We start from the raw sequence: 16,400 nt of genomic DNA, 5'->3' as shown, positions 1-16,400 counted from the left end.
ATGTTAAATTATCAAACAACAGTTCAAAACTTTGATTTAGATGCGGTTGCAAGTCAGTATCTCTGCGGTTCAATGCAGGCAGTAAATGCCTGTTATGAATGCTGTGACCGTCATGCCAATTCCGATGCCATTGCCTTGTACTGGCATGGTAAAGATGGCCGTAAAGAACAATATAGCTTTGCCGAGCTCAAAAAATATTCCAGCCAGTTTGCCAACTTTCTAAAGTCTCAAGGCATTGGTAAAGGTGATCGTGTTTCCGGACTATTACCACGTACCCCAGAGCTGATCATTACCATTTTAGCGACCTGGCGGATTGGTGCTGTCTATCAACCCTTATTTACGGCCTTTGGGCCCAAAGCTATTGAACATCGCATTCAGCTGGCGCAAAGCAAGCTGGTGATGACTGATCTGGTGAATCGGGACAAATTATCCGAGATCAGCAACTGCCCGGCGATTGTGACGGTACATGCCGAAACTGAGGCAGAGCGCTATCCGCACGATCTTAGCTTCTGGACGGTATTAAACCGTCAGGCTGAAGCTTGTGAGCTGGAGATCCTGAATGTCGATGATCCATTTTTATTGATGTTTACTTCGGGCACCACTGGACCGGCGAAACCACTTAAAGTCCCGTTAAAAGCGCTGATTGCTTTTGCAAGCTATATGCAAAATGCCATTGGTCTGACTCCTGAAGATGCATTCTGGAATATTGCCGATCCCGGCTGGGCCTACGGTTTGTATTACGCAATTACTGGTCCCTTAATGCTTGGACACTCGACCTTGTTTTATGAAGGCGGTTTTAATGCGGAAAGTGTCTGCGAAATTGTTAAGGAATATGGCATTACCAATCTGGCGGGGGCACCGACCGCTTACCGCATGATGATGGCAGCCGATCCTGCACAAATGGCACAGCTGCGCGGCAAGTTACGCGTCGTCAGCAGCGCCGGAGAACCGTTAAATCCGGAAGTGATCCGCTGGTTTAAAGAGGTACTGGATGTGCCGATTTATGACCATTATGGCCAGACCGAAGTCGGGATGGTGGTGTGTAATCATCATGCCTTGGAACATCCGGTCCGTTCAGGTTCGGCAGGCTTTGCCAGCCCGGGTTACCGGATTGCCGTTGTCGATGAACAGGGGCATGAATTAGCAGCTGACGTCCCGGGCATCCTGGCAGTGGATATCAGCCAGTCCCCAATGATGTGGTTCTCTGGCTATGAAGAAAGCCGTAAATCTCCATTTGTCGGACAGTATTACTTAACTGGGGATACCGCAGAAATTCATGCAGATGGCAGTATGAGCTTTGTTGGGCGTAGTGATGATGTCATTACAACGTCAGGTTATCGGGTCGGCCCGTTTGATGTGGAAAGTGCCTTGCTGGAACATGATGCCGTGATTGAAGCAGCAGTCATTGGCGTGCCTGATCCTGAGCGTACCGAAGTGATTAAAGCCTTTGTGATTCTGGCGAATAATTTTGCAGCTTCGGCCCATCTGGAAGAAGAACTCGGTCAATTTGTGAAAAAGCGTTTGTCTGCGCATGCCTATCCGCGTCTGATTGAATTTGTGACCGAATTGCCCAAAACCCCAAGCGGTAAAATTCAACGCTTTTTACTGCGCAATCAGGAAATCAACAAACAGCAATCCAAAACTGCATAAACTCATAAAGCCAATAGATTAAATAAGAAGATTGAAGGAAGCATCGATGCAACTAACGGAAGAGCAAAAACTAATTCAGGATATGGCCAAAAGTTTTGCCCAGGAACAGATTAAACCCTTTGCCGGCGAGTGGGATCAAAAAGGCATCTTTCCCAAAGATACCTTGGCCCAAATGGGAGAGCTGGGTTTTTTAGGCATGCTGATTCCGGAAGAATGGGGCGGCTCGGGCACAGGTACGCTGGCTTATGTTCTGGCCTTGGAAGAAGTCGCTGCCGCCGATGGTGCAACATCCGCGATTATGAGCGTACATAACTCCGTGGGTTGTGTGCCGATTTTCAAGTTCGGTACAGAACAGCAAAAGCAGGAATTTCTAAAGCCTTTGGCCCAAGGTGAAATGATTGGGGCCTTTGCCTTAACCGAACCGCATACCGGATCGGATGCTGCCGCGATTAAAACCCGGGCGGTCAAGGACGGCGATCATTATATTCTGAATGGCGCCAAACAGTTTATTACCTCAGGCCACAATGCCGGGATGATTATTGTGTTTGCCGTGACTGATCCAGCTGCGGGCAAAAAAGGCATGAGTGCCTTTTTAGTGCCGCGAGACACACCCGGCTATGAAGTCATTCGGGTCGAAGAAAAACTGGGTCTGCATGCTTCGGATACCTGTCAGATTGCCTTAACCGATGTCCGCATTCATGAAAGTTTAAGACTCGGTGCCGAAGGTGAAGGTTTAAAAATTGCCTTGGCCAATCTGGAAGGAGGACGGATCGGCATTGCGGCACAGGCAGTTGGCTTGGCACGTGCCGCATTGGAAGAAGCAACCGCTTATGCGCACGACCGCGTGGCTTTTGGCAAACCGATTTTTGAACAGCAGGCAATTTCCTTCAGGCTGGCCAGTATGGCGACTGAAATTGAAGCGGCACGGCAACTGGTGCATTTTGCAGCACGCAAGAAAGAAGCCGGTGAAGCCTGTTTAACTGAGGCCTCCATGGCCAAGTTATTTGCTTCAGAAATGGCAGAACGTGTCTGTTCCAAAGCGCTGCAGATTTTTGGCGGCTATGGTTATCTCAAAGATTTTCCGATTGAGCGGATTTATCGCGATGCGCGGATTTGTCAGATTTATGAAGGCACCAGCGATATTCAGCGCCTAGTGATTGCTCGCAGCCTCTAATTTTAAAAGGATTTATCTCATGCAATGGCAAACGATTTTATTAGAACAACGTAATGGTGTGGGGCTGATTACTTTAAACCGTCCGCAAGCGTTAAATGCACTAAATAACCAGCTGATTGTTGAAGTCAATCAGGCACTGGATCAGCTGGAAAAAGATCCGGCAATTGGCTGTATTGTGATTGCCGGTTCGGAAAAAGCCTTTGCCGCTGGTGCCGATATTAAAGAAATGGCAGATCTGAATTTTCCGCAAATTTATCTGGATGATTTTTTCAGTCTGGCCGATCGAATTGCCCAGCGCCGTAAACCTTTAATTGCCGCAGTGAGTGGCTATGCCTTGGGTGGTGGTTGTGAGCTGGCTTTAATGTGCGACTTTATTTACTGCGCTGATAATGCAAAATTTGGTTTGCCTGGAGTTACTTTAGGCGTGTTGCCAGGCATTGGCGGTACCCAGCGTTTAACCTTGGCGATTGGTAAGGCCAAAGCCATGGAAATGTGCCTGACTGCACGGCAGATGGGGGCGCAAGAAGCGGAACAAAGTGGTCTGGTGGCTCGGGTATTTACTAAAGAAGAGTTACTGGAACAAACCCTGCAAGCTGCCGAAAAAATTGCTGAAAAGTCGCTTACTGCCGTGATGATGATTAAAGAATCAATTAATCGGGCCTTTGAAGTGAGCCTGGCTGAAGGCCTGCGCTTTGAACGTAGGGTGTTCCATTCCATTTTTGCAGGTTCCGATCAGAAAGAAGGCATGCAGGCCTTTGTGGAAAAACGGCCAGCCCAATTTACCCATCGATAAAAAAAGAATAGGAAAATACAATGAGTGATGAAAATAATTTAGCGATTCGGGTCGCAGGGGGTCTGGGCATTATCAGCCTGGACCGCACCAGCCATTTAAATGCCTTAACCCTGCCGATGATTCAAGGCATTCAGGCGCAATTAGAGCAGTGGCACCATGATCCAAAAGTGCAAGCCATCCTGATCAATTCCAACAGTCCCAAGGCGTTCTGTGCCGGAGGCGATATCCGATATCTGTACGACAGCTATCAGGCCGGCAATACCCAATATCAGGATTTTTTTGCCACTGAATATAAGATGCTGAGCACCTTGCGTAATTTTCCAAAGGCCGTGATCGTGATGATGGATGGCTATGTACTGGGTGGAGGCTTTGGACTGGCTCAAGCCTGTCATATCAAAGTTACGAGTGAAAAATCACGTTTTGCCATGCCCGAAACTGCGATTGGTTTTTTCCCAGATGTTGGAGCCACCCATTTCCTGTCCCGACTGGATGAAGTCGGTGTCTATATGGCTTTGACCGGGGAGCAGATCAGTAGCAGTGATGCCTTGTATCTCGATCTGGTGGATTATCATGTGCCGAGTGAGCGTTTTGCTGAATTGGAAGCAGCGTTGATTACTGCGCCTGTGTTAAATTCGATTGAAATCCAGAAAATCATTAGTGGCTATATTACGCATCCGGTAGAAAGCGAGCTGCAAAAACGTGCAGATCTGATTAATCAGCATTTTGGCTATCCAAACCTCAAGGAGATTGAACAGAGTCTTGCTCATACAAGTAATTCAACCGATCAGGAATGGGCTAGTAAAATGCTGGCAATTCTGCAGCAACGTCCGGTTATGGCCAAGCAAACCAGCCTGAAGTTACAGCAAGCCGGACAGAATTTGTCGCTGGAAAAATGCATGCAGCTAGAACGGGACTTGCAGGATGTCTGGTTAGAGCAGGGCGACTTTATTGAAGGGGTTCGTGCGCTGGTTATTGATAAAGACAAAAATCCGCAGTGGCGAACCGAGAATGCAGAATTTGAACAAACACTGGAAAAGCTCTGGCCAGCATGGACTCAGCAGCGTATCGAAAATATTACTTGAGCCTGATGGTCAAAGACCCTCTATAATTACATTATAGAGGGTCTTTGTATCTGTCCCATACTTTCATCGACATGAATTCTATTTAGTGGGACGTTTTCTTTTTCTTGCCGCCACCATCTTGTTTATTGACCGTCGACCAGGCAATACGTTCGGCTTCTTCCTCAGAATGACCACGTTTTTTTTCGCTTTCTTCAATATGTTCGGCCTGCCGTTTTTGCTTATCGGTATAGGCTGATTTGTCACCTCTAGGCATCTTAATATCCTCATCAGGTTTGGCTTAAATTACTATAACAAGGGCTGGTTTCTATGCAGGTAAGTATTTGTTTGACTTATTTTATAAAAGAAAAATAGAATCTAGAAAATGTTTTATACATTGATTTTTAAAAATATTTCTTAAAAATATATGGGCCTGAAATCAAGGAGATGAAGATAACGGTCATCTAGAACCATCATCTTCTTTGCTTGATTAGCCGTTAATAATACTGCCGCCATTCACATGAATCACCTGACCTGAAATATAGCTGGCTTCTTCACTGGCCAGAAATAAATACGCCGGTGCTACTTCACTTGGCTGGCCCATGCGGCCCATTGGGGTACTTTTACCAAAATCTTTAAGCTGATCGGAATCAAAACTGCTCGGAATCAATGGTGTCCAGATTGGACCTGGCGCGACCCCATTGACACGAATGCCGGTTTTATTTTTCAATAAATTGGTGGAAAGGCTTCGGGTAAATGTGGTGATGGCACCTTTCGTACTCGCATAGTCAATCAGCTGGTCATGACCATGATAACTGGTAATACTCGTCGTATTGATAATGCTATCACCTTCTTGCATATGCGGAATCACCGCCTGAGTCAGGTGGAACATCGACAGAATATTCACATTAAATGTTTTAAGTAATTGCTCGGGCGAGATATCGGTAATACTTTCTTGCGGGTATTGAACGCCGGCATTATTGACCAGAATATTAATCGTTTTAAATTCCTGAAGGGTCTTTTCCACCATTTTCTTGATTTCATCTTGATCTTGTAAATCACATTGAATCAGCAGACAACGGCGGCCTTCATCTTCCACCATTTTTTTGGTGTCCCGTGCATCCTGGTCTTCATCCAAATAGCAAATGGCAATATCGGCACCTTCGCGAGCAAATAAGACCGATACAGAACGGCCAATTCCGCTATCACCACCAGTAATCAAGGCAACTTTGCCTTTTAATTTTTCACTGCCTTTATAATGCGGTTTAATAATTTCCGGTGCAGGGTCCATTTTGGTTTGCACACCCGGTTGATGGTCTTGGGTTTCAGTTGAAGCTGGGGTTTCAGGATAATGATTCATATCTTTTCCAATTCCAATGATTGTGGCCATATAAGAAAAAATATATTAGAAGCTTTTGGGCAAAATGAGGCTGGACTCAACATTTCATAACAGAATGTATTCGAGATTTATCAATTATTCATTGAAACGGATCAGGTTGACCAATCAGAACAGAAAAAGCTAATGGAACAGCTTCTGGCTACACTTAAATAGTTAAGGTGGTCTTGAAAGGTGAAATTTGATTAGGAAAGGTAAAGTATCAACGGAGATTTAAAATCTAGACATACATAGGCCTTTTTTACTGGGCTTGTATATAAAATAAATGGAGAGTTTGTTAACTCTCCATTTATTCATTCTGATGTATTTAAAAAATTTCTATAGAAATAAATTAAAGATTATCACTTAAATTAATTCTGGCTTGTGCTGCTTTTTCCTTTTTGACTGAGGTTTTACCCCAGTTAAACTTTTGTGCGCAGATGCCTAAGCCTACAATAAATAATGCAAGCACACTGGTATAAACCACTTCTTTAAAATACGTCCCCTCAATAATCATGGTAATTAAAGCGCCGACAATAAAGATAATGACCAGATAAGTGAGCCATGGGAATAACCACATCTTGAATGGAATATTTTGTCCTTCAGCTTCCAGTTTTTTACGTAACTTAAGCTGAGAAATGGCAATAGCAAGATAGACATATAAAGATACGGTACCCGTCGCTAACATCAAGACATCATAAATATTCATACTTTCGGTGGCAGTCAGATAAATCGCCACGAAAGAAAACAGGCTTGAAAAGATGACACCTACCCATGGGCTGTTATTGCGGTTGGTTAAACCGAAACTCTTTGGTGCATCTCCACGTTTGGAGAGGGAATAGACCATGCGTGAACAGGTATAAAGTGCGGAGTTAAAGCAGCTACATACCGAGGTGAGCACGACAAAATTAACAATATGGCGTGCTTCTGGAATACCGAGTGCAGTAAGCGCTACGCTATACGTACCCCAGGTCGGATCTTTCAATAAAGGATTATTGTGTGGAATCAGGCAAACCGTAATCAACATTGAACCGACATAGAATAAAATGATACGCCATACAATTGAATTAGCGGCCTTACGAATTTCCTTGGCTGGATCTTTGGTTTCAGCTGCTGCTACGGTGACAATCTCTGCTCCCATATAAGCAAACATTACACCCAATAAGGCCGTGATCACCGATGAAAACCCATTAGGCATAAAGCCTTGAGCGGTTAGATGAGTTGTACCACCGAGCATAGAGGCATCGCCCCAAGGCCAAAGGTGCATCACGGCCAAACTACCAAACACCAGAAACAGTACAATGGCAATGACTTTAATCAGGGCAAACCAGAACTCGAATTCACCAAAGTTTTTTACGTCACGGAGGTTAATCCAGACCAGCGCTACAGTGACCAGAAGCATATAGCCCCAGATCGGGATAAATGGAAACCAGCTATTTAAGATTTTCCCGGCGACAAAGGCTTCCCAGCCCATGAGCAAGGTCCAGAAAGACCAGTATAACCAGCCGATGGAAAATCCGGCCCAGCGCCCGATTCCTCGGTCCGCATAGGTTGAAAATGAGCCGCTGTCGGGATTCAGTACCGCCATTTCTCCCAGCATACGCATAATGAGTAAAACTAATATTCCACCTAGAGTATAGGCAATGAGTGCAGCAGGTCCTGCAGAATAGATGACATTACCGGAGCCGACAAAGAGTGCTCCACCAATGACGCCGGCAATTGAAATCATGGTGAGATGGCGTGATTTAAGTCCGTTTTTTAAGCCGTTTGATGATTCGGAATTGGAGAAATGTTGATGTTCTGCCATATAATTTCCCTTAATATCAATAGCGTAGCGGCAATAAAATTCCTTATTTGGCTTACGCTATCTTATCCTTTGAAACTGTAACCGAATTCATCAGTGCTTGACCAATATTAAGTTAATCTTAATAAAATGAATCCTTGTAGCCCTATAGACAGGATCACACTTTGATTAAAGTACGGTTACATGCTGTTCATGTATGCGGTTAATTTCTCTTTTTTGTTGTAAAGTGACGAGAGCCATTTTTGAGCAATTCAAAGGAGCCAATTGGCTTAAGAGATAAAAAATATAAGCAGGCCATATTTACAGAAAAATAAAGCCTACCTAAAATATCAGGCTAAAAGCAGGTTTACGTTCCCTTTTAAAAATAAATGAAAGCTTTTTGATTTTAAAAATATAATTGTATTGATCCTTAAGTTTTTACTAAGTTAAAGTGCGGATCCCATGCTCACGCAAGCACTTTAACAATATCCCGAAAGCCACCAGAATTTCCTGTTCACTCACACAGGCAAAGCCTAGTAATAATCCTTTCTGCCGAGTCGAATAATGTTTGGTATAGTATTGCGATAAGGCTCTGACCTTGATTCCCAGTTCAAGCGCTTTGGATGCAATCAAGACATCATCACTGCTGCTCGGCAATTTTAAAATCAGATGCAAACCGGCGGCGGTATTGTATTCATGCAGAAAATCTTCACCTAAATGTCGGCGAATCAGGTCAATTAAAAAAGCGTGGCGTTTACCGTACAATAAACGCATCCGTCGGATATGCGCCTCATAATGTCCTTCACGGATAAATTCAGCGAGTGTTTGCTGATCGATTAAGTGACCACCACGATAAAGTTCCGAAGCTACAATTCGCAATGAAGAAAAGAGCTGTTTTGGTACCACTAAATAGCCAATACGCAGGGCCGGATAAATCGTCTTACTGAACGTCCCCATATAAATCACCGGAGAATCCGGCTCTAAACCTTGTAAAGAAGGATAGGGCTGGCCCGAGAACCTGAACTCGCTGTCATAATCATCTTCAACAATCCAGCTATTGTGCTGGCGTGCCAGTGCAATTAACTGTTTGCGCCGTTCTAAACTTAAATGTGAGCCCAAAGGATACTGATGCGACGGCGTCACAAAAATCAGTTTAGGTGGTTTCTTGGGATGCAGATCGGGAATAATCCCTTCCTGATCCACCGGTAAGGAACGTAGATTGACGCCATTAATTCGTAAAATATTACGCGCGCCCCAATAGGCTGGATCTTCGATCCAGACCTCATCGCCTATGTCGCTTAAAGTACGCGAGACCAAATCAATCGCCTGATGGGTGCCTTCGGTAATAATGATCTGATCAGCATCGCACTGCACTGAACGGGCAATTTTCAGATATTCTGCCAGCTCCTGACGCAGTTCTAGGGAGCCACCGGCATTGCTGTAAATCAGGTTGTTAACTTGAGGTTCACGGCTCAAACGCGTTTGGATTTTGCTGAAAATATGATGCGGAAATTCGGTTACATCGGGTGCGCCCGGTACAAAGGCTCCCCATTGATAAGGCGAAGCCGCGGAATAGCCGAGCAAGTAAGAACCGCGTTGCGACAGATTATAATTTTGCTGTGCTTTTTTTTCTGCAACGGCAGGAGAATTCTGTTCTGCCTTCACCAAAAAGGATTCGGGTAATTTCTCTACTACCCAGGTACCTTGACCGGTACGGGCATCAACATAACCCTGTGCCTGTAATTGTTCATAGGCATTTAACACCGTATTACGCGATACCTGAATCTCTTTAGCCAGATCACGTGATGCAGGCAAGCGGGTTTTGGGAGCCAATACGCTATCAATAATCGCGTTACGCAAGCAGCGGAACAGGCGCATCTGTAATGTTCCTGTGACATCTTGCTGCAATCGCTGCAGTAAATAATCTCCAAGCAAGCTACGCAATTGGCTCTCTCCTACAAATTTGAAATGGCTCTCGTGAGAGCGGTATTGCTAGGTGCAAAATAGTCTGATCAGGCAGTCATTGTAAAGTGTCTTGTATGCGTTTTGATCATGTACCTGCGGCTTGAATGCGAGCATACAGGCGGGCAGGCAATATACACAGATACCGATTAAAACTAAAGCGGAAAATCTAGACACTGATTTTGTTTGGAGCTCGCTGAACTAAGACCTGAATCAAGCAATGATTGCCATAACAGCCGAATAGAGATGTGTTGCAGCCGCCAGGACATACGACTGCATATAACAAAAGGATCATAGAATGAACATGATGATGAAAGGATTGACCTATACCGAGCAAGGTACAACGGCCTGGAACAATTATCTTAAGCAACTGGATAAAGTAGCGCCTTATCTGGGTGAGCTGAGTGAACGACTGGACATGCTGCGACGCCCAAAGCGCAGTTTGATTGTCGATGTCCCGGTCATTATGGATGATGGTACGGTTCAGCATTTTGAAGGCTATCGTGTTCAGCACAATTTAACCCGCGGTCCGGGCAAAGGCGGTGTGCGTTTTCATCCAGATGTCAATTTGGATGAGGTGATGGCTCTGTCAGCCTGGATGACAATCAAATGTGCTGCTCTAAATTTACCTTTTGGTGGAGCCAAAGGCGGTGTGCGAGTCGATCCGAGCCAGCTTTCCAAACGCGAACTGGAACGCTTGACCCGACGTTATACGGCAGAAATCAATTTAATTATTGGACCGCAAAAAGATATTCCGGCACCGGATGTAGGAACCAATCCGCAAATCATGGCCTGGATGATGGACACCTTTTCCATGAATGCAGGTTCTACGATTACTGGTGTAGTGACCGGAAAGCCGGTGCATTTAGGGGGTTCTTTAGGCCGTAGTAAAGCCACAGGCCGTGGTGTGTTTATTAGCGGCCGTGAAGTTGCCCAGCAAATCGGTCTGGATTTAAAAAATGCTCGGGTCTGTGTACAGGGTTTCGGTAATGTCGGGAGTGAAGCTGCGCTGCTTTTCCAGGAAAATGGCAGCAAAGTGATCTGTGTTCAGGACCATTCCGCCACCCTGTATCAAGAAGAGGGGATTGATATTAAAAAGCTGCTTGAATACTCCAATGCCCACCATAAAATTCAGGGATTTTCTGCCAGTGATGAAATTTCTGCATCAGCTTTTTGGAGCATTCCTGCCGAAGTTTTTATTCCGGCAGCACTGGAAGGTGTGATTAATACTCAGGTCGCGCAAAATATTCAGGCCAAAATGATTCTGGAAGGTGCCAATGGTCCCACTTTGACTGAAGCGGATGAAATTCTGAGTGAACGTCATATTACCGTGGTGCCAGACGTAATCTGCAATGCGGGTGGCGTGACGGTCAGCTATTTTGAATGGGTTCAGGATTTGGCCAGCTACTTCTGGACTGAGGAAGAGATTAACCAGCGTATGGATGCCAGCATGAAAAATGCGGTACAGGATGTATGGCAAAAAGCAGTTCAGGCCGGATGTTCTTTGCGTACAGCCGCTTATATTCTGGCTTGTGAACGTATTTTAATGGCACGTCAGGAACGCGGGATCTATCCGGGTTAATCGAAGTTTTTGCACCATGGATTAATTGATTAAACCGACTGGATTTAGTTGATTATTACCCATCCTAAATTTTTGCAATGGATTTTTAAATTGGCTTCTTTATTTAAAAAGGAGCCAATTTTTAGTGCAAATATAAATAATTGTTTATAAATAAAATAATTTTATATTTTGACTATTTTACTCGTTTTAAATAGATCAATTGGCTCCTTCTATCTGCTGCAAAGTGGCTCTCGTCTCATACGTATAAAAGCGCAAAATGAACCATATCAGCCAGTCTTTGGCAAATTTCTATCCCAAGATCCGGATAGCAAAATTTACAACGTATGAATCAAGAATGAGGATACAAAATGGACAGTAAACACTCAGCACTGAATGCACGTAAACAGCAGGCGACACCACGTGGTGTTGGGGTCATGTGTCAATGGTACGCAGAGAAAGCAGAAAATTCGACCATCTGGGATGCAGAAGGCAATCAATATATCGACTTTGCGGGCGGAATCGCCGTACTGAATACTGGCCATCGCCACCCTAAAATTATTGCTGCGGTCACTGAACAATTAACCAAATTTACCCATACGGCTTATCAGGTTGTACCATACGAGAGCTACGTTGCTCTGGCAGAACGTATCAATGCACGTGCTCCTATCCAGGGTACTGCAAAAACCTCCTTCTTTTCAACGGGTGCTGAAGCTGTCGAAAATGCAGTTAAAATTGCCCGTGCCCATACTGGCCGTCATGGCATCGTGACTTTTGGCAATGGTTTTCATGGCCGCTCATTTATGACGATGGCCATGACCGGTAAAACTGCACCTTATAAACGCGACTTTGGGGTGATGCCTGGTGGTGTTTTCCATGCCCGTTATCCGGTGGAATCCAAAGGCATTAGTGTTGATGATGCAATTCAAAGCATCGAAGACATTTTCGCAGAAGATATTGCTGCGCATGACGTAGCAGCGATTGTGCTTGAGCCTGTACAAGGCGAAGGCGGATTTAATGTGGTGCCTGCAGAATTCCTGAAACGCTTGCGTGTACTATGCGATCAAAACGGCATTTTACTGATTGCTGATGAAGTACAGTCTGGTTTTGCGCGTACAGGTAAACTGTTTGCGATGGATTATTATGAAACCAAGCCAGATCTGATTACGATGGCAAAGAGTCTGGGCGGCGGTTTCCCGATTTCAGGCGTTGTGGGTCGTGCTGAAGTGATGGATGCACCAAATCCGGGTGGATTGGGCGGTACTTATGCCGGTAACCCGGTTGCTGTTGCGGCTGCCCATGCGGTACTGGATATCATTGAAGAAGAAGGTCTTTGTGAAAGAGCGAATGATCTAGGCGCAGAACTGGTTGATGTTTTACATGAACTGAAAATGTCATCTAGCATGGTCAAAGATATTCGTGCACTGGGCTCAATGGTGGCGGTTGAGCTTGAAACTGCGGAACAGGCAAAAGCTGTACAAAACCATGCCATGCAAAATGGTCTGTTAATCCTGACCTGCGGTCGTTATGGTAATGTAATCCGTTTCCTATACCCGCTCACGATTCCGGCAGAACAGTTCCGTGCGGGATTGGCTATCTTGAAACAAGGGTTTGCACTGTCTGTCGCAGCCTAATAAAAGAGTAATGATCATGCTTCAAGCGCAATATAGAGATTTATTACAGCATCCTGATATCAGCTTCGATCAGCCTGCCACGGATGAATATATTGAAGTCAAAGATGCAGCAACCCAAGCCACTTTGGCCTGGGTAAAATCCCATGACCGGGCGTCTGTAGAACAGCTGATTGCTCGTTCTCAGAAAGCCCAGAAAGCCTGGAAAGCCAAGACAGCACTTGAACGTGCGGATGTGCTTTGGGCCTGGTTCGATCTGATGCAGGAAAATAAAGAGTCCCTGGCTCAGATCCTGACTGCTGAACAGGGCAAGCCACTGGCTGAGGCACGGGGTGAAATCGGTTATGCTGCTTCCTTTATCCGCTGGTTTGCTGAGCAGGCACGCCGTATTGATGGTGACGTGTTGACTCCAACGCTTGCCCATCAACGTTTATTGGCCATTAAGCAGGCGATTGGGGTGACAGCGGCCATTACACCGTGGAATTTTCCGGCGGCGATGATTACCCGTAAAGCCGCGCCAGCTCTGGCTGCTGGCTGTTCCATGCTGGTTAAACCGGCTGAACAAACGCCTTTAACCGCCTATGCGCTTGAAGTTTTGGCCTTGCGCGCAGGTTTGCCACAAGATGTATTGCTGTATGTCAGTGGTGATGCGGTTGAAGTGGGTCAGGTCTTATGTGAAAGCGAAACCGTGAAAAAGTTAAGCTTTACCGGTTCGACTCAAGTCGGCCGTATCCTGATGCAGCAGTGTGCGCCGACCATCAAAAAACTGTCCTTAGAACTTGGTGGCAATGCACCGGTTCTGGTCTTTGATGACGCCAATCTTGAACAGGCGGTACAGGGCATCATGGCCAGTAAATTCCGTAATAGTGGACAGACTTGTGTTTGTGCGAACCGGATTTATGTACAAGATGGCATTTATGATGCGCTGGTAGAAAAACTGGTGGCTGCCGTTGCCAAGCTGAAAGTCGGGGATGGCCGGGATGAAGCCTCTACCCAAGGTCCATTAATTGATGAGGCTGCGATTGAAAAAGTGCAGTCACATATTGCCGACGCAGTGAGCAAAGGTGCACAAGTGAAAACCGGTGGACAGCGCTCAAATTTGGGCGGTACATTCTTCGAACCAACGCTTCTGACTGAAGTTACCCAGCAGATGCGTGTAGCAAAAGAAGAAACTTTTGGACCATTGGCACCGTTATTCCGCTTCAAGACAGAAGAAGAAGCGATTCAGATGGCGAACGATACAGAATTCGGTCTGGCCACCTATGTATTTACCCAAAGTACAGCACGTCAGTGGCGTGTAGGTGAAGCCTTAGAATACGGTATGGTGGGAATTAATACCGGAGCTATTTCTAATGAGGTTGCGCCATTTGGTGGAGTCAAGCAATCAGGGTTAGGCCGTGAAGGGTCTAAATTCGGTATGGATGAATATCTTGAAATGAAATATTTATGTGTTGATATTTCTTCATAATGACGTTTAGAGATTAAACGTATTCATTAAAAACTGATGAGACAATGTCAGCCTCCAGTGAATCCCGTGTTTAATTTAAACCGGGATTCCTGTAATGAAGCAAGGATTTAACAGACAGATTGGAGCAGGGCATATTTTCAGTTGTTAAGTCATTCTTCTTCTCTAAAATTCCCCTAAATATCAATTAAAGCATCAGATTTTCATCAGGATTTAGCTCTAATTTCTAACTTTAAACCAAAAGCATCCAATAATTTCTGCATAGACTTGAGAGTTGGATTAGCTTCCGGTTGCTCCATTTTCTGTAAAGTTTGAGGGGCAATTTTGGTAATTTTAGCCATATCATTGAGAGTGAGGTGCAACTCGGTACGAATGAAGCGAGCAACCTGATGAAAAGGCCAGTCAGGATTGTTACTGACGGTTTCAAGTACAGACAATCTCTTTTGCATCTGTTGAATCGGAGTCAGTGGCTTGAAGCGTTTATCCATGATTCAGCTCCTCCAATTGTTGGCAAATATTATCAATTCGATACTGGCTATTTTCCAGAATTTCAGGTGCCAATTGCAGATACTGCATGTGCTCGAGTAATCCCTGATAAAGTGGTAATTGCTCGATTAGCACCACTCTGATTTCTTTTGGATCAATCATCGTGCTTTCGGCGATCTGTTCAATGACTGAATGCCAAATTGGCATACCACCATGGTCATCTCGTTCCCAACGCGTAGTTCGGGCAATACCATCCGGATGGAGCCACATCGGCGCAAAATCAAATAATGGGGTTAGTTGAATGATTCCATTATTGAAACGTTGAATCGCTGTATTACGGGTATGATTGTCCTTATTGCCTAAAGCGACATTGGCAAGATCACGCTTCAAATATTCAAAAATTTCCTGTTTTGGTTCAGTACAGCATTGCATCAGCAGGCTACAGATCTGGTTATGGGTCATTCTTACCCCGAAACCTGCTTTTCCTCCCAGAGAAGCAATACTTTCCTGAGCGATTCTTTCAACCTTCCCATCAATGACCTTACGGTCGAATCGGGGAATGAATAAAGTCTTGCCATGCAGTTCCAGTTCGTTATGAACACGAAGTCCCAGATACTGGGCAATTTTCATATATAAGGCTTCGTGCATCAAAATTTTATCTAAATTCTGATCACTGCCACGGCTGAATTTCACCAGCCAATGCTGCTTGACCTGATGATCTGTCAGCGTGTGATCCAGATAGAACAGGTCATCGTGACCTTGAGTTAACAGTAATTTTGGCCACTCGCCCTGAATACCAGAAGAACCGGCAATAAAAAGTCCATAAGAGGCTAAGGATTCAATAAATTTTTCTTGACGTTCTACGACTTGGTCCAGACTAAAGCCATGATTCTGCTGAACAGGGAATTGCCCCTGTAGCCATTCATAAGCCTCTTTCACCCGTAAGTTACCTATCGGATTGCCTGCACCTGCTTTTAAAAGCGCCCAGTCTGCTTGTTCCTGAGTATTTTCAGAAAAATTAAGCTGACGGAGTAATTCTTTACGACCATAACCTTGAGGTAACAAATCCATCAGGAAGGCCGGCCAGGTAGATTGCAATGTATTTTGCACATTTACTGGTAAATGATAGGCTAGCGCATGCCCATCGCTTAGGTCCATATAAGAAATAGCATATTCAAATAGATATGATGTGCGCGTGGCTGCTTGCCATCCAGTTTGTTGTTGACCGACAATCTCAACAATAGCGCAATCCAGCCATTCATCTTCCTGATAAATCTGCAGTGTGCAATATTGATCCATAATTTTATTAAAATAGTAAAGTAAAGTGATTTTATTTATTATATACCTATTTTAATAAAAAACTAATTTTATCTTCTTAAAGTTCTTTATCGTTCTAAAAGGCCTTATCTTCACCAGAATACAAGGCTTATGAGGCTATATAACAAGATGTATCCTCATAGAAATC

Annotated in this window: 13 protein-coding genes; 7 read left to right on the top strand and 6 right to left on the bottom strand. The window is 44.8% G+C overall.

Annotation, left to right across the window (positions count from 1 at the left end; translation table 11 throughout):
• Genes FTV42_RS11590 through FTV42_RS11575 form a run of 4 tightly spaced genes read left to right on the top strand, consistent with a single transcriptional unit; the run spans position 1 to position 4,699 of the window.
• Positions 1 to 1,650, top strand: a complete 1,650-nt coding sequence (locus tag FTV42_RS11590; protein WP_180038852.1) for an AMP-binding protein — start codon at positions 1 to 3, stop codon at positions 1,648 to 1,650.
• A 46-nt stretch (positions 1,651 to 1,696) separates the two neighbouring features.
• Positions 1,697 to 2,824, top strand: coding sequence for an acyl-CoA dehydrogenase family protein (locus FTV42_RS11585; protein WP_180038851.1), 1,128 nt, complete (start codon positions 1,697 to 1,699; stop codon positions 2,822 to 2,824).
• 19 nt (positions 2,825 to 2,843) lie between these two features.
• On the top strand, positions 2,844 to 3,617 hold the full coding sequence (locus tag FTV42_RS11580; protein WP_180038850.1) for an enoyl-CoA hydratase: 774 nt from the start codon (positions 2,844 to 2,846) through the stop codon (positions 3,615 to 3,617).
• Positions 3,618 to 3,637: 20 nt separating this feature from the next.
• A complete protein-coding gene (locus FTV42_RS11575; RefSeq protein WP_180038849.1) occupies positions 3,638 to 4,699 on the top strand; it encodes an enoyl-CoA hydratase/isomerase family protein in 1,062 nt (353 codons plus the stop codon).
• Between the two features lie 82 nt (positions 4,700 to 4,781).
• Here the strand turns inward: FTV42_RS11575 and FTV42_RS11570 are convergent, their stop codons facing one another.
• The 4 genes from FTV42_RS11570 to FTV42_RS11555 form a co-directional block, all read right to left on the bottom strand.
• Complete coding sequence (locus tag FTV42_RS11570) at positions 4,782 to 4,952, bottom strand: hypothetical protein (protein ID WP_180038848.1); 171 nt, start codon at positions 4,950 to 4,952, stop codon at positions 4,782 to 4,784.
• A 213-nt stretch (positions 4,953 to 5,165) separates the two neighbouring features.
• Positions 5,166 to 6,035, bottom strand: coding sequence for an SDR family oxidoreductase (locus FTV42_RS11565; RefSeq protein ID WP_180038847.1), 870 nt, complete (start codon positions 6,033 to 6,035; stop codon positions 5,166 to 5,168).
• A gap of 367 nt (positions 6,036 to 6,402) precedes the next feature.
• On the bottom strand, positions 6,403 to 7,857 hold the full coding sequence (locus FTV42_RS11560) for an amino acid permease (RefSeq protein WP_180038846.1): 1,455 nt from the start codon (positions 7,855 to 7,857) through the stop codon (positions 6,403 to 6,405).
• Between the two features lie 417 nt (positions 7,858 to 8,274).
• Positions 8,275 to 9,777, bottom strand: coding sequence for a PLP-dependent aminotransferase family protein (locus FTV42_RS11555; protein WP_004646934.1), 1,503 nt, complete (start codon positions 9,775 to 9,777; stop codon positions 8,275 to 8,277).
• Between the two features lie 328 nt (positions 9,778 to 10,105).
• Here FTV42_RS11555 and FTV42_RS11550 point away from each other — a divergent pair, with 328 nt between their 5' ends.
• The 3 genes from FTV42_RS11550 (at position 10,106) to FTV42_RS11540 (ending at position 14,452) form a co-directional block, all read left to right on the top strand.
• Complete coding sequence (locus tag FTV42_RS11550; protein ID WP_180038875.1) at positions 10,106 to 11,377, top strand: Glu/Leu/Phe/Val dehydrogenase; 1,272 nt, start codon at positions 10,106 to 10,108, stop codon at positions 11,375 to 11,377.
• Between the two features lie 347 nt (positions 11,378 to 11,724).
• Positions 11,725 to 12,987 (top strand): 4-aminobutyrate--2-oxoglutarate transaminase, encoded by a 1,263-nt coding sequence (gene gabT, locus FTV42_RS11545; protein WP_180038845.1) that lies wholly within the window; start codon positions 11,725 to 11,727, stop codon positions 12,985 to 12,987.
• A gap of 16 nt (positions 12,988 to 13,003) precedes the next feature.
• A complete protein-coding gene (locus FTV42_RS11540) occupies positions 13,004 to 14,452 on the top strand; it encodes an NAD-dependent succinate-semialdehyde dehydrogenase (RefSeq protein ID WP_180038844.1) in 1,449 nt (482 codons plus the stop codon).
• 203 nt (positions 14,453 to 14,655) lie between these two features.
• On the opposite strand, the gene FTV42_RS11535 is transcribed toward FTV42_RS11540, so the two are convergent.
• The gene (locus FTV42_RS11535) at positions 14,656 to 14,937 is read right to left on the bottom strand and encodes a helix-turn-helix domain-containing protein (RefSeq protein WP_180038843.1); all 282 of its coding nucleotides are present in this window, start codon (positions 14,935 to 14,937) and stop codon (positions 14,656 to 14,658) included.
• Positions 14,930 to 16,234, bottom strand: coding sequence for a type II toxin-antitoxin system HipA family toxin (locus tag FTV42_RS11530; protein WP_180038842.1), 1,305 nt, complete (start codon positions 16,232 to 16,234; stop codon positions 14,930 to 14,932). Before FTV42_RS11530 ends, FTV42_RS11535 begins: the two co-directional genes overlap by 8 nt.
• Positions 16,235 to 16,400 lie beyond the last annotated feature (166 nt).

Origin of the sequence: Acinetobacter sp. YH16052, from assembly GCF_013417155.1 — a bacterium.
In the GTDB taxonomy this organism is placed as follows: Bacteria; Pseudomonadota; Gammaproteobacteria; order Pseudomonadales; family Moraxellaceae; genus Acinetobacter.
Note: the sequence above shows the minus strand (reverse complement) of the source record. Positions and strands in the feature narration are given on the sequence as shown.

Bases quoted from the DNA above. Each gene is read 5' to 3' on its own strand.
- FTV42_RS11570 (WP_180038848.1), bottom strand. From the start codon at position 4,952: ATGCCTAGAGGTGACAAATCAGCCTATACCGATAAGCAAAAACGGCAG.
- FTV42_RS11575 (WP_180038849.1), top strand. From the start codon at position 3,638: ATGAGTGATGAAAATAATTTAGCGATTCGGGTCGCAGGGGGTCTGGGC.
- FTV42_RS11560 (WP_180038846.1), bottom strand. From the start codon at position 7,857: ATGGCAGAACATCAACATTTCTCCAATTCCGAATCATCAAACGGCTTA.
- FTV42_RS11580 (WP_180038850.1), top strand. From the start codon at position 2,844: ATGCAATGGCAAACGATTTTATTAGAACAACGTAATGGTGTGGGGCTG.
- FTV42_RS11550 (WP_180038875.1), top strand. From the start codon at position 10,106: ATGAAAGGATTGACCTATACCGAGCAAGGTACAACGGCCTGGAACAAT.
- FTV42_RS11540 (WP_180038844.1), top strand. From the start codon at position 13,004: ATGCTTCAAGCGCAATATAGAGATTTATTACAGCATCCTGATATCAGC.
- FTV42_RS11535 (WP_180038843.1), bottom strand. From the start codon at position 14,937: ATGGATAAACGCTTCAAGCCACTGACTCCGATTCAACAGATGCAAAAG.
- FTV42_RS11530 (WP_180038842.1), bottom strand. From the start codon at position 16,234: ATGGATCAATATTGCACACTGCAGATTTATCAGGAAGATGAATGGCTG.
- gabT (WP_180038845.1), top strand. From the start codon at position 11,725: ATGGACAGTAAACACTCAGCACTGAATGCACGTAAACAGCAGGCGACA.
- FTV42_RS11590 (WP_180038852.1), top strand. From the start codon at position 1: ATGTTAAATTATCAAACAACAGTTCAAAACTTTGATTTAGATGCGGTT.
- FTV42_RS11565 (WP_180038847.1), bottom strand. From the start codon at position 6,035: ATGAATCATTATCCTGAAACCCCAGCTTCAACTGAAACCCAAGACCAT.
- FTV42_RS11585 (WP_180038851.1), top strand. From the start codon at position 1,697: ATGCAACTAACGGAAGAGCAAAAACTAATTCAGGATATGGCCAAAAGT.